We start from the raw sequence: 13,428 nt of genomic DNA, 5'->3' as shown, positions 1-13,428 counted from the left end.
ATTGTCAGTGGCGCAGTGCACTATCGAAGCCGGGAGGTGGAGCAGGTGCTGCAAAAAGTCGCATACGACTGCGATGTTCTGGTGACCGGCGGTGGAATCGTCGGCCTGTCGACGGCGTACGCGATCACGCGTGCGGCGCCGGGCACGCGTGTGACGGTGCTGGAGAAGGAGCAGGGCCCGGCGCGCCACCAGACGGGGCGCAACAGCGGCGTCATCCACAGCGGCGTCTACTACCGCCCCGGCTCCCTGAAGGCGCGGTACGCGGTGCGGGGCTCCGCCGAGATGGTCAAGTTCTGCGCGGAGTACGACATCCCGCACGCCGTCACCGGCAAGCTGATCGTCGCCACGGACCGCGCCGAGCTGCCCCGCCTGCACGGGCTCGTCCAGCGCGGCCGGGAGAACGGGATTCCGGTCCGGGAGCTGGGGTCCGCCCAGATCGCGGAGTACGAGCCGGAGGTCCGCGGCCTGGCCGCCATCCACGTCGGCACGACGGGCATCTGCGACTACGGGGCGGTGGCCCGGCAGCTCGCCGAGTCCTCCGGGGCGGAGATCCGTTACGGCGCCGAGGTCGTCCGCATCGACCGGCGCCCCGCGCTCGGCGTCGCCGTCCGCACGGCCGACGGGGCGGTCCTCCGCGCGCGCGTGCTCGTCAACTGCGCGGGGTTGCACTGCGACGAGATCGCCCGGCTCGCGGGCGACGACCCGGGCATGCGGATCGTCCCCTTCCGCGGCGAGTACTACTCCCTCGCCCGCCCGGAGCTGGTCCACGGCCTCGTCTACCCGGTGCCCGACCCCGCCTTCCCGTTCCTCGGGGTGCACCTCACCCGAGGCATCGACGGAGGTGTGCACGTCGGCCCCAACGCGGTGCCGGCGCTCGCCCGGGAGGGGTACGAGTGGGGGACCGTACGGCCCCGCGAGCTCGGCGGGACGCTCGCCTGGCCCGGTTCCTGGCACATAGCCCGCCGGCACTGGCGGTACGGCGCCGGGGAGCTGCGGAGGTCGCTGTCGAAGACGGCGTTCACCGACGCGGTGCGCAGGCTGCTGCCGGCGGTCACCGCGGACGACCTCGTCCCCGCGCCCGCCGGGGTGCGGGCGCAGGCCGTCCTGCGCGACGGCACCCTGGTCGACGACTTCCTCATCCAGGAAGGCCCCCGCACGGTCCACGTCCTCAACGCCCCCTCCCCCGCCGCCACGGCCTCCCTCCCGATCGGCCGGGAAATAGCCCGCCGAGCCCTGACCTCCCTGACCACCTGACCCCGGCCCCCGGCCCCGGGGCGGGTGGGCAACGTAAAATCGGCCCCACTGTGTCTGACTCCCTCCACACCCCCGAAGAGCCCCCGCGCCTCACCCGCGCCAAGGGCGAGCCCAGGTTCCCCGACGGCCCGAAGGCCGATCCCGCCGGGTCGCACTTCGAGCGGCGGATCCGTAGCTTCCAGCCGCGCCGAAGCCGGGTGACGGCCGGCCAGGCGGACGCGCTGCAGCGGCTGTGGCCCAAGTGGGGACTGGACATCGACGGCCAACGGCAACTGGACCTGAACGAGCTGTTCCGGGCCGACCTCCCGGTCGTCCTGGAGATCGGCTTCGGCATGGGCGAAGCCACCGCACAGATGGCGGCCGAGGACCCGGACACCGGAATCCTCGCCGTCGACGTGCACACCCCCGGCCAGGGAAACCTGCTGAACCTCGCAGACCGCAGCGGCCTGTCGAACGTCCGCGTGGCCAACGGCGACGCGATCATCCTGCTCCGCGAGATGCTCACCCCGGACTCGCTCGACGGCCTGCGCGTCTACTTCCCCGACCCCTGGCCGAAGAAGCGCCACCACAAGCGCCGCCTGATCCAGCCGGAGTTCCTGGACCTCGCGGCGACCCGTCTCAAGCCGGGCGCAGTCGTCCACTGCGCGACGGACTGGGAGCCGTACGCCGAGCAGATGCTCGACGTACTGACCGCGCACCCGGACTTCGAGAACACCCAGCCGGACGGCGGTTACGCGCCACGTCCGGAGTTCCGGCCGCTGACCCGTTTCGAGGGTCAGGGACTGGACAAAGGACATGTGGTGCACGACCTGCTGTTCCGCCGACGCCCCCACCAGCCCTAGAACCAGCCCCAGCCCCAGAACGCAGAACCCCCACCAGGCCGAGGACCAGCACCCATCCCCGCCGGCGACCCAACGCACCGTCGCGGGCGGCGCCCTTCCCTCGTTAGGGTCGATGCCGTGGCCACCAGTCCCGCGTACCCGCCGCACCCGCCGTATCCGCCGCACCCGACCGGCCCCGCGGCCGAGGGTGGCCGGCGGCACGCGCACTGGTGGCAGCGCCGCCGGGTCAGGTACGGCGCGCTGATCACGCTGCTCGCCCTGTCCGGTCTGGTCATCCTGGCCCTGGTCCGCGAACAGACCGGCACCGAGGGCTTCCTGGTGGGCCTCGGCCTCGCCGTACTGCCCGTCCCGCTGCTCGTCGCCGCGTTCCGCTGGCTGGACCGCGTGGAGCCGGGCCCCTGGCGCAACCTGCTCTTCTCCTTCGCCTGGGGAGCGTGTGCGGCGGCGCTGATAGCGATCGTGGCGAACAGTTTCGCGACGAGATGGATAGCGACGGCGACCGCCGACCCGACGAGCGCGGACACGCTGGGCGCGACGGTGATAGCGCCGATAGTCGAGGAGTCCGCGAAGGCGGCGGCGGTGCTGCTGATCTTCCTCTTCCGCAGACGGGACTTCACGGGGATCGTCGACGGGGTGGTCATAGCCGGCGTCACGGCGACCGGCTTCGCGTTCACCGAGAACATCCTCTACCTCGGCACCGCCTTCGGCACCGACCAGCTCAGCGGCGAGCGCGGCCTCGCCTCGGTGACGGCGGCGACCTTCTTCGTACGCGTGGTCATGTCGCCCTTCGCGCACCCCCTGTTCACCGTGCTGACCGGCATCGGCTTCGGCGTCGCGGCCCTGTCGGCGGACCGCCAGCACGCCCGCCGCATCCTGCTCCCCCTCTCCGGACTGCTGCTCGCCATGGGCATGCACGCGGTCTGGAACGGCTCGTCGACGTTCGGGGAGTACGGCTTCTTCGCGGTCTACGCCGCTTTCATGGTGCCCGCGTTCGGGCTGCTCACCTGGCTGGTCATCTGGACCCGGCAGCGCGAGCTGCGGACGGTGCGCTCGGAGCTTCCGGCGTACGCCGCTGCCGGGTGGCTGACCGCGCCGGAGCCGTTCGTCCTCGGCTCGATGCGGGCGCGACGGCTGGCCCGCGACTACGCCACGCACCACTTCGGCAAGGCCGCGGCGCGCTCGGTCGCGGAGTACGAGGCGTACGCGACCTCGCTGGCGTTCCTACGGCACCGGGGGCGCCGCGGACGGGCGGGCGCCGACTTCGTCGTACGGGAACGGGAGCTGCTCGACGAGCTGTGGCGACGCCGGGAGGTGGCCCGCCCCTCCCTGGCGTACGCGGCGGTGGCGGTGGCACCTGCCGCACCACCGCGCCGGCCGTGGCCCCAGCCCTGGCCGCTCCACGGGCAGCCGGCGCCGTACCCCACGTACACCCCGCACACGCACAACACCACCGCCCCGTACAACCCGTACGCCCCGCACACCCCCTACCCGTACAACCCGTACCGCCACTAGCCCACTGCTGAACTACGCGGAGGCCTCCGAGAGCCGCCCCAGCTCGCCCTCCGTGAGGACGAGATCCGCCACGCCCAGCAGTGCGGGCAGCTGTTCGACGGTCCGGGCCGAGGAGATGGGCGCGACGACGGTCGGCTGGGCGGCGAGCCAGGCGAGGGCGACCGTGGCGACCGGGACACCGTGCGCTTCGGCGACGGCGTCCAGGGCCGCGAGCACCCGCAGGCCCCGCTCCGACCGGAGGTGCTTGCCCGCACCCGCGGCACGCGGGGAGTCGACGGTCGCCCCAGGGCGGTACTTGCCGGTCAGGAACCCGGAGGCGAGGGCGTAGTACGGGACGGCCGCCAGACCGCCCTGCGAGGCGATGTCCAGCAGCTCGCCCTCGTAGGTGCCGCGCGAGACGAGGTTGTAGTGGGGCTGGAGCGCCACGTACCGGGCGAGGCCCTCGCGGTCGGAGAACTCCAGGGAGGCGCGGAGCCGTTCGGGCGAGATGTTGGAGGCGGCGATGGCCCGTACCTTGCCCGCCTTCACCAGCTCGTCGAGCGCGCCGACGATCTCCTCGACGGGCACGTCGGGTTTGTCGAAGTGGGTGAAGTAGAGGTCGATGCAGTCGGTGCCCAGGCGGCGCAGGGAGGCGTCGGCGGCGGCCTTGATGTTGTCGCCGGACAGGCCCGGGTACTCGGGGTGCTGGCTGACCTTGGTGGCGATGACGACGTCGGAACGGTTGCCGCGCGCCTTCAGCCAGTTGCCGATGACGGTCTCGGACTCACCGCCCGAGTTGCCGTCGGCCCACGCCGAGTAGGAGTCGGCGGTGTCGATGAAGTTGCCGCCCGCGGCCGTGTACGCATCGAGGACGGCGAAGGACTGCGCCTCGTCGGCGGTCCAGCCGAAGACATTGCCGCCGAGGGCGAGCGGGAAGACCTGGAGGTCGGAGGAACCAAGCGTGCGAAGAGAAGTCATGCCCCTCTTCAACACCCGTACCGGAAGCCAATATTCCAGACTTCCGGCACGGACTACGGACTACGGACACGAACCACCCACTACTGACAGCCGACGGCCGACGGCCGACGGCCGACGGCCAGCAGTCGTCAGGGCGTAAGCCCCTTGCCCCGCAGCCAGGTCATCGGGTCGATCCCCGTGGCCTGTCCGCCCGGGTGGACCTCCAGGTGGACGTGCGGCCCGGTGACGTTGCCGGTGGCGCCCACGCGGCCGATGACGTCACCGGTGGCGACCTTCTGCCCAACGCTGACGCTGATCGAGGACTGGTGGCAGAACCACAGCTCGGTGCCGTCGTCGAGGGTGAGGATCGTGCGGTAGCCGTACGCGCCGGCCCAGCCCGCCTCGGTGATCGTGCCGGAGTGGATGGCCTTGATGAGCGTGCCCGTGGGCGCCGCGAAGTCGAGGCCCGTGTGGTAGCCGGAGGACCACATGGAACCGGCCTGGCCGAAGGTTCCCGTGATGGTGTACGAGGAGGTGGGCAGCGCATAGCTCTTGGCGAGCTTGGCGAGGCGCTCCGCCTCGACCTTCGCCTTGGCCGCCAGCTCCGCCTTCTTCTTCGCGGCGGCGGCCTTGGCCTCGGCCTGGTCCTGCTCCTGGGCGGCGAGCGTGACGGCCTTCTTGGCGGCGGCGGCCTCGGCGGCCTCCTGGGCGGCGCTGTCGACCTGGTCCTGCTGCGACTCGGCCTGCTGCATGATGCGGGAGCGCAGGGCCTCGCCCGCGTCCGTGGTGCCCTGCGCGGCGTCGGTGGTGGTCAGGCCGGCGCTGGTGAGCGGGGTGGCGGAGCCCTTGGCCGGGGTGTCGGAGCCGTCCGAGATCAGGGCCTTGGCCGACTCGGCGACGGACGACAGGTCGGGCATCGATATGGACACCGGGGGCTTGCCGGTCTGCGCGCTGGCCATACCGCCCGCGCCGACGGCGGCGATGACGCCGACACCCAGAACGGTGGAGCTGCGCGCGAGTCCGCCGCCGCGCTGCTTGCCGACGCGGTGCCGGCCGCGCACGGGACGAGTGGACTCCGCGGTGGGGTTCCACTCCTCCCAGGGGCCCTCGTCGCCGCTGGGGCCGTAGCCGAAGGTGTCGCTGTACTTCTCATTCGGCGCGAACGAGGTTGCCTGGGCAGGCCGGTTGGACGCCACGTGGGCGCGCTCCTTTCCTTCCTTCTCGCCTACCGGGTTAGCTGACGGGTTCGGAGCAGGAAGGTCTCCTACGCGCGTATAACTACCGTGCTTCCACGGTGGAATACGAGCGATTCACCCCAAGTTGGTGGTTCCCCGGTTCCCTTGCGGGATTCGGCGCGTGCGCACGGAGCCATCTCTTGTGACGGCTGGGACGACCGCGCTGCGTTATCGAACGTTAATAGACGCGGACCCCGGATTCCAAGCGCTTCGGACTGATCATTAGCGCTTCTGGCCAGGACTTACAGGACACCACCGGCCGATATCGGGCGAGTTGACTGCACTCGCTTAACACCGGTTCAGTTGACGGTATGTCAGTTGTTATGCGGAGGGGCGTCATGCGATCACCCCTCGTGACAACGATCAAGAAACCGTGTCCCGCGCCTCCGGCCGCCGCACGGCGAGCAGCGCCATGTCGTCCGTGGTCCCGCCTCCGGTGTGCCGCCGCGCTTCCTCGGCGAGCGTGTTCACCAGTTCCTCGGGCCCGGCGAACACCCGCCCGGCGAGCCGCGCCGCCGGATCGAAGAAGTCCCCGCGTGCGTCCCGGGCCTCGGACAGCCCGTCGGTGTGGAAGAGAAGCGTGGCCCCGCCGGGGAAGTACGTCTCCTCGGCACGGTCGGGCCAGCTGCCCAACTCGCCCATCCCTAGCGGCAGTGCGGGCTCCCGGGCGGCGAGCACGCGCAGGCCGCCGTCCCCGTGCAGGAGCAGCGGCGCGGGATGGCCACGGTTGACGATCCGCACGACGAACCGGCCATGGCCGTCACCCTCCGAACCCCCCGCTCCACCCCCACCCCCATCACCGTCACCGTCGTGCGGGATCTCGGCAAGTACGGCGGTGGTGAACCCCTCGAAGGCATCCGGGCCTTGACGCCGGGCGGCCTCGCGCACAAGGGCCCGTTCCAGGCGCTGGGCGACCGCCTCCAGCGTCGACTCCTGCTCGGCGGCCTCCCGGAAGGCCCCGATGAGTACGGCGACGGCGGCCACCGCCCCCATCCCCTTCCCTCGTACGTCGCCCACGACCAGCCGTACGCCGTGCGGGGAGTCCTGCACCGCGTACAGGTCGCCGCCGATGAACGCGTCCGCCTGCGCGGCGTCGTAGCGCGCCGCGACCTCCAGCCCGTCGATCCACTCGTCGGGCTCCGGCAGGACGGCGCGCTGTGCGGCCTCGGCGATCTCCCGGGCCGAGGCGAGCCGGGCGTCGCTGCGGCGGACGAGGACGTTGATGAGGACGGCCAGGAAGCCGACCGTGGCGATGGTGACGATCTCGGTGACCGCGTCGACGTTTCCGAGGACGCCCATTTCTGCGTGGATCGCCACGACGGCGACGAGTGTGACGACTCCGGTGAGCGCCGTGCCGCGCAGCGAATAGAGGGGCGCGGCGATCAAGGGTGCGGCGGTGAAGAAGGGGCCGCCGGTGTACTCGGTCGGCGTGAGGTACTCGTAGAACGTTCCGACGAGGATGAGCAGCACCGGAAGCGTCCGGGCGAAGGTCCGCGCGTACGAGACCGGACGCGCGTGCGCCCCGGCCCGGCCGGACGTCCGCCGACCGTGCAGCCCTTCCGGCCGACGCGCACCTCCTCGCTGCCCCACGCGTCCAGATTTCCCGGACCGGCGTCGACGGGCGACCGGTGTGACCCGACCGGGCGAAGCCCCGGCCTCTCCTCGCCGGCCCCCGCGGCCCCTCATCGACCCCGGAAAACACCCAAGGCCCGGAACCATTGGTTCCGGGCCTTGGGCCTTCAGTAGCGGGGACAGGATTTGAACCTGCGACCTCTGGGTTATGAGCCCAGCGAGCTACCGAGCTGCTCCACCCCGCGTCGTTGACTCCACTGTACGCCATCCGCGGGACCCGACGCACATCGGTTTACGCGGCCCTCCGCACGGGCCACGCGGAACCCCTCAGGCGGCCGGGTTCCCGGCGTGCGTGAGGGTCTCCCAGGAGACGAAGAGGTCGTCCGTTCCGGCGGGCCGCGACTGCTCGGCCAGCCGGTGCGCGGCGGGCACGTGGACGTCGAGCCGGTCCTCCAGGTGATTGAGGGCGACCTCCACGTCGGGCCCCATGTTCCGGTCGACCCTGCCGCCGCACAGCCACGCGGGTGCGGCCTCGCCGAGCTGGTAGCGAGCGTGGAGGTCGAGCGCGGCCTTGAGCCGGTCCTTGACCCCGCTGTAGAGGTCGACGCCCTGGTGCCAGGCGGTCTCGGCGATGTGCGCGGTGGCGGCGAGCGAGTAGCCGACGTGCTTGAAGTTGCGGCAGGTCTCCTGCGCGACCCCGTCCATGTACCGCTTCTGCCCGAACCAGTACGTGGCCATCTTCTGCGGGGTGTCGATGGTGCTGCCGACCGGGGTCAGCGGCACCTTCCCGTCCTTCTCCAGGTAGAAGTAGGCGGGCACCCGGTCACGGAAGCGCCGGAGCGCGGCGTCGAAGGCCTGGTGGTCGTCGAGGAAGACGGCGATGCCGATGGCGGCGTCGGTCATGGCGAGGTCCCAGTTGCCGTTGAAGTCCGGGACCTTCCTGGTGACTTCGGGGAGGTAGGCGGTCCGCAGCATGCTCTGGAACCGGGTGACGCCGGCCTTGGACCAGCCGGCGCCGGTGTGCCGCACGATCTCACCGGCCCGCGCCCAGCTGGACCCGGCCCAGGCGGTCTGCAGCCCGGCGTTGCCCTCGGTGTGCCGCCGCACCTTCCCGGACCAGGCGTCCATGATCTCGATCGCCTTCGCCGCATGCTCCCGCTTGCCGGTGATGCTCCACAGCAGGGCCTGGGTGTACGCGGCGATGGCGTCCTCGCGCTCCTCGACGCAGCCGTGCCCGGGCCGGGTGTCGGGCGGGCACTCGACGGTGGCGTACGGCTTGGCCTGGTACTTGTACGACCCGTACTTGCTGTCCCGCATGGCGAGGAACGCCCCGAGCCAGGGCTGCTTCCCCGCGTCGACGTGCTTGCGTACGGCGGTGAGCTGGTCCTTGCTCACCAGTACCCCGGGGTGCGCGAACCCGGCGTCCTTGGGCCGCGCCCGCGCCGCCGTCCGCGTCTGTGGTGACGACACCCCGCACGAGACGACGAGCCCCGCGAGCAGGGGTGCCATCAACACCGCCGTCACACGCCGCGTCACTGACCCCACTGAACCCACTGTCCCAACCTCCGAGTCGCCTCCTCAGAGCGTGGCCCCGGGCCGACGACGGCGCAGATTCTCTTAGCCCGACCGGGAGACCGCGCAGCCGTGAGGGCCCGGGCTACCCCAGGAGATGCCGATTGGGCGCCTGCGCCTGCCCCGCGTATTCGGGAAGTACGACGACGACCGCGCCCTCCGCCGCCAGGAGCCCGCTCCCGTCGGCCCCGGCGACGAACGTGTCGGGCTCGCGCCACGCGGTGACCACCCGCCGTACCCCGGCGTCGAGAATCAACCGCGCACACGGCGCCGGCCGCGAGGCCCGCCGCGCGCAGGGCTCCAGGCTGCTGTAGACCGTGGCGCCCGCGAGCCGGGCATCGGTGGGGTCGATCTTGGCGAGCGCCGCCTCCTCGGCGTGGACGACGAGGTCACCGCCCTCCCGCGAGTGCCCCCGGGCGAGCTCGGTCCCGTCGGCCGCGACCACCACCGCCCCCACGCTGAACGCGGTCTCGGAGGGCGGACACAGCGCCGCCAGCTCGCACGCGAGCGCCAGCCAGTGCCGGTCGGCGGCGGAGGGCACGCTGCCGGTGCCGGGGGCCGTGGGCTCGTACCGCATCAGCACCACGTCCCCGAGGGGCCGGGTCTCCACGAGCCGCAGCCGCCCGCCCTGGTAGGGGCCGGGCCCGAACAGCCGGGGCGCGGTGGCCTCCCCCACGAACAGCGGCGCGAGGACGAGCTGCAGTTCGTCGGCGAGCCCTTCGCGCAGGAGCTGGGTGTGGATGGTCCCGCCGCCCTCGACCATGAGCCGCCGTACCCCGCGTACGTCGTGCAAGTGCTCCAGCAGGGCGCGCCAGTCCAGCTCGGGCCCGAGCGGCACGATGTCGGCGGCGAGGCCGACGCGCCGCAGCCGCTGCGCGCCCTTCTCCGTCGTATAGACGACCTTGTCCCCACCCGTGTGCCAGAAGTTGGCGTCCGGGTCCAGGTCACCGGAGGCACTGACGGTCACCTTGAGCGGATACGCGGGCTTCCGGTCGGCGACACGGGCGGCCCGCCGCTCGGCCGAGTTGACCAGCAGCCGGGGGTTGTCGGCGCGGATGGTGCCCGCGCCGACGAGGATCGCGTCGACGGACGCCCGCACCTCGTCGACCCGGTCGAAGTCGACGGGGCTGGAGAGCAGCAGGCGCTCGGGGCCGGTGTCGTCGAGGAAGCCGTCGAGGGAGACGGCGGCGGACAGCAGGACGTACGGGTGGGACATCGACGCGCTCTCCTCGGGACGGCGGGATCGGCAGGCCTGCGGCAGGCCGGAAACGATGGACTTGGTTCAAGTTTGAAGCAAACCTACACTGGCGGCATGACGACCCGCTGGCTCACCCCCGCCGAACAACGCGCGTGGCGCTCGTACGTCTCGGCCTCCTCGCTCCTGGAGGACACGATCGACCGGCAGCTCCAGTCGGAGGCGGGCATGCCCCACCTTTACTACTCCGTCCTGGCCATGCTCTCCGAAGCGCCGGACCGGCGGCTGCGCATGACCGATCTCGCCGAGCTGCTGAAGATCACCCGCAGCCGGCTGACGTACGCCGTGTCGCGGCTGGAGAACGACGGCGCCGTAAGCCGTGAGGGCTGCCCCAGCGACAAGCGCGGCAGCATCGCGGTCCTCACGGACGAGGGCCTGGCCCTGCTGGAGCAGTCGGCGCCCGGACATGTGGAGACGGTACGGGCGGCGCTCTTCGACCATCTGACCCCCGAGCAGATCGGCCAGCTGGAGGAGATCTGCACGAGCATCACCCGCGGGATCCAGGGAGAAGAATTCCGGACGCAGCGGGAAGAACTGCCGTGGCGACGGCGTTCGACCCCACAGTGAGGCGCGAGCCTCGTGAGCCGCGAGACGCGCGAAACCTGTTGCTTGAAGTTTAAAGCACCGTGTACTGTCTCCCTCCGAGGATGTGCTTCAAATCTGAAGCACAACAGAAGCACCAACCGCCGGACCGGAGAGACAACATGCGCGACTTCCCCACCGCCACGGTGCGCACCCGCGTCCCCGTGCCCCTGCGTTTCGGAGACGGCTACTCGGTCGACGCGGAACTGGTCACCTTCCACGGCCTCACCGACGGCCAGGAGCACCTCGCCGTCGTCCTGGGCGAGCCCGGGCCCAACCCCCTGGTCCGACTGCACTCCGAGTGCCTGACGGGCGACGTGTTCGGCTCGGCCCGCTGCGACTGCGGCCCGCAGCTGCGCGAGGCGGTGGAGCAGATCGCCGAGCGCGGCGGCGTCCTGCTGTACCTCCGTCAGGAGGGCCGCGGCATCGGCCTCTACAACAAGCTCGACGCGTACGCCCTCCAGGACGAGGGCCTCGACACCTACGCCGCGAACGCCGCCCTCGGCCTCCCCGAGGACGCCCGCGACTACACGGCGGCGGCCCAGATGCTCCAGGCGCTCGGCATCGACGCCCTGGACCTGCTCTCCAACAACCCCGACAAGGCCGACCAGCTCCGCGACCTCGGCCTCACGGTCACCCACCGCGTCCCGACGGGCGTGTTCACCACGGCCCACAACGTCCGCTACCTCCGGGCGAAGGTCCTGCAGACCCAGCACACCCTGCCGCTCCAGGCCCTGACGGAACTCACCGCGGGCTGACGGCGCATGCCACTGGCCAACAACCCCCCGAGAACACAGAAGCGCCCGAGCCGACCGAAGTCGACCCGGGCGCTTCTCTCGTAGACCCTGTGGGACTCGAACCCACAACCAATGGATTAAAAGTCCACTGCTCTGCCAATTGAGCTAAGGGTCCACGGGCCGGCCGTCACTGACACGGCAGGCCCGCGCGACACCGGCTTGCGCCGATGCAACCCCGAGCATAGCCGGACGTGGCCGGGAGTCCGATCGGGTATCGGTGACCCGGCCACGCCAAAAGCGTGCAAGGTTACGGATCGACCGGTTCGGGCGCGCCCTTGCGTGCCGCCTCACGGGCGAGCGTGCGCGCGTGATCGGGGTTGAGGAACCAGTGCCGGGCCGAGGCCTGCCACCAGGCCGCGGCGAAGCCGAGGACGGCGAGGACGGCGACCGGGGCGTAGTTGAAGCTCTCCCAGGTGACCGGCGACAGCTGCGGCAGCATGAACAGGACTGTGATCACACCGACCCAGACGACCGACACGATCCCGACCGGCCGGGACCAGCGGCCCAGGTGCCAGGGCCCCCGCGCGAAGTCGTCGCCCTTCCGCAGCCGCAGCAACGTCGGGATGACGTACGCGACATAGAGCCCGATGACGGCGATCGAGGTCACTGCGGCGTACGCCGTGTAGTTGATGAGATACGGCAGGCCGAGCACCAGCGCCGCCAGGGCCGCCAGCCAGACCGCCGCGACCGGCGTCCGCGTACGCGGGTTCACCGTGTGCCACAGGTGCGAGAACGGCAGCGCCCCGTCGCGCGAAAAGGCGTAGATCATGCGGGAGTTGGCGGTCACGGAGGCCATTCCGCAGAAGAGCTGCGCACCGATGACGACGAGCAGCAGGAGCTTGCCCGCGGTCGCTCCAAGCGCGTCGAGCAGGATCTGCGCGGGCGGCGCGCCGGTCGCCGAGCCCAGCTCCTTGTCGTACGACTGGATGGCGTAGGTGAAGCCGAGCAGGAGCACGAAGCCGGCGATCCAGGAGGTCCAGATCGACCGCACGATGCCCTTGGGGCCCGCCGTGGACGCGTCGTGCGTCTCCTCGGTCATATGGGCGGAGGCGTCGTACCCGGTGAAGGTGTACTGCGCCATCAGCAGGCCGATGAGGACGACGTAGATCCCGCTGCCCCAGCCCGTGTTGTTCACGAAGTGGGTGAAGACGAAGGACGTCGACTGATGGTGGTCGGGGACGAAGGCGAGGGCGCCCACGATCACGCCGACGCCCAGCACGTGCCACCACACGCTGATGCTGTTGAGGAGGGCGACGATCCGGACCCCGAACGTGTTCAGCAGCCCGTGCAGCAGCAGGATCCCGGCGAACAGCAGGATCGTGCGGCCCGGCGTCACGTGGAAGTCGAACTGCAGGTTGAGATAGGCGCCGAGGAACGACGCCGCACCGAAGTCGATGCCGGCGGTCACGGCGACCTGCCCGAGGACGTTGAACCAGCCCGTGAACCAGGCCCAGGCCGCGGCCGTACGCGAGGGCGCGAGCTTGTGCGCCCAGAAGTACAGCCCTGCGGAGGTCGGGTAGGCCGAACAGATCTCGGCCATGGACAGCCCGACGAACAGGGTCATCAGGCCGACCACGACCCAGCCCCAGGTGATCACGGCGGGCCCGCCCGTGTTCATCCCGAACAGATACAGCGTCAGGCATCCCGAGAGCACCGAGATGATCGTGAAGGAGACCGCGTAGTTGGAGAACGCCGACATGCGGCGGGCGAGAACCTGCGTGTAGCCGAGCTGGGCCAGCCGTTCTTCGTCAGACAGCCCACTCGCTATGGCGTCATCTGTCATGTCCCATGCGATTCCCTCGCCGGGGGCATGACATGCGCCAAATCAGGGAGCGGATTGGCCAAAAAAAGCCGTGGACCCCCCCAAACCC

At 71.0% G+C, this 13,428-nt stretch carries 11 protein-coding genes, 2 tRNA genes and 1 riboswitch; of the genes, 5 read left to right on the top strand and 8 right to left on the bottom strand.

Annotation, left to right across the window (positions count from 1 at the left end; genetic code table 11):
- Positions 1-48: 48 nt before the first annotated feature.
- The 3 genes from lhgO (at position 49) to ACN6LB_RS41305 (ending at position 3,608) form a co-directional block, all read left to right on the top strand.
- Entirely contained in the window at positions 49-1,254 is a 1,206-nt protein-coding gene (gene lhgO, locus ACN6LB_RS41315; protein ID WP_445030380.1) for an L-2-hydroxyglutarate oxidase, read from the top strand.
- A 50-nt stretch (positions 1,255-1,304) separates the two neighbouring features.
- Positions 1,305-2,096 carry a tRNA (guanosine(46)-N7)-methyltransferase TrmB gene (gene trmB, locus ACN6LB_RS41310; protein ID WP_445030373.1) on the top strand — a complete coding sequence of 264 codons (792 nt, stop codon included), beginning with the start codon at positions 1,305-1,307 and terminating at the stop codon, positions 2,094-2,096.
- A 117-nt stretch (positions 2,097-2,213) separates the two neighbouring features.
- The gene (locus tag ACN6LB_RS41305; protein ID WP_445030372.1) at positions 2,214-3,608 is read left to right on the top strand and encodes a PrsW family intramembrane metalloprotease; all 1,395 of its coding nucleotides are present in this window, start codon (positions 2,214-2,216) and stop codon (positions 3,606-3,608) included.
- A gap of 12 nt (positions 3,609-3,620) precedes the next feature.
- On the opposite strand, the gene ACN6LB_RS41300 is transcribed toward ACN6LB_RS41305, so the two are convergent.
- The 6 genes from ACN6LB_RS41300 to ACN6LB_RS41275 form a co-directional block, all read right to left on the bottom strand.
- On the bottom strand, positions 3,621-4,565 hold the full coding sequence (locus ACN6LB_RS41300) for an aldo/keto reductase (protein ID WP_445030371.1): 945 nt from the start codon (positions 4,563-4,565) through the stop codon (positions 3,621-3,623).
- 128 nt (positions 4,566-4,693) lie between these two features.
- Complete coding sequence (locus tag ACN6LB_RS41295; RefSeq protein ID WP_445030370.1) at positions 4,694-5,740, bottom strand: M23 family metallopeptidase; 1,047 nt, start codon at positions 5,738-5,740, stop codon at positions 4,694-4,696.
- Between the two features lie 11 nt (positions 5,741-5,751).
- Positions 5,752-5,909, bottom strand: a riboswitch (cyclic di-AMP (ydaO/yuaA leader).
- Positions 5,910-6,142: 233 nt separating this feature from the next.
- Positions 6,143-7,465: a PP2C family protein-serine/threonine phosphatase gene (locus tag ACN6LB_RS41290; RefSeq protein WP_445030369.1), complete on the bottom strand. Its 1,323-nt coding sequence runs from the start codon at positions 7,463-7,465 to the stop codon at positions 6,143-6,145.
- A gap of 57 nt (positions 7,466-7,522) precedes the next feature.
- Positions 7,523-7,596: transfer RNA gene (locus tag ACN6LB_RS41285), tRNA-Met, on the bottom strand.
- 82 nt (positions 7,597-7,678) lie between these two features.
- Complete coding sequence (locus ACN6LB_RS41280) at positions 7,679-8,860, bottom strand: alginate lyase family protein (protein WP_445030379.1); 1,182 nt, start codon at positions 8,858-8,860, stop codon at positions 7,679-7,681.
- 148 nt (positions 8,861-9,008) lie between these two features.
- Positions 9,009-10,139 carry a dihydrofolate reductase family protein gene (locus ACN6LB_RS41275; protein WP_445030368.1) on the bottom strand — a complete coding sequence of 377 codons (1,131 nt, stop codon included), beginning with the start codon at positions 10,137-10,139 and terminating at the stop codon, positions 9,009-9,011.
- A 96-nt stretch (positions 10,140-10,235) separates the two neighbouring features.
- Between ACN6LB_RS41275 and ACN6LB_RS41270 the strand changes: the two genes are divergently transcribed.
- Both ACN6LB_RS41270 and ACN6LB_RS41265 read left to right on the top strand, forming a co-directional pair.
- A complete protein-coding gene (locus ACN6LB_RS41270) occupies positions 10,236-10,745 on the top strand; it encodes a MarR family winged helix-turn-helix transcriptional regulator (protein ID WP_445030367.1) in 510 nt (169 codons plus the stop codon).
- Positions 10,746-10,882: 137 nt separating this feature from the next.
- On the top strand, positions 10,883-11,518 hold the full coding sequence (locus tag ACN6LB_RS41265) for a GTP cyclohydrolase II (RefSeq protein ID WP_356143561.1): 636 nt from the start codon (positions 10,883-10,885) through the stop codon (positions 11,516-11,518).
- An 81-nt stretch (positions 11,519-11,599) separates the two neighbouring features.
- On the opposite strand, the gene ACN6LB_RS41260 is transcribed toward ACN6LB_RS41265, so the two are convergent.
- Positions 11,600-11,672, bottom strand: a tRNA-Lys gene (locus ACN6LB_RS41260).
- A 132-nt stretch (positions 11,673-11,804) separates the two neighbouring features.
- Complete coding sequence (locus ACN6LB_RS41255) at positions 11,805-13,340, bottom strand: amino acid permease (RefSeq protein WP_445030366.1); 1,536 nt, start codon at positions 13,338-13,340, stop codon at positions 11,805-11,807.
- Positions 13,341-13,428 lie beyond the last annotated feature (88 nt).

It is taken from the genome of Streptomyces sp. SAS_270, assembly GCF_052543295.1.
Note: the sequence above shows the minus strand (reverse complement) of the source record. Positions and strands in the feature narration are given on the sequence as shown.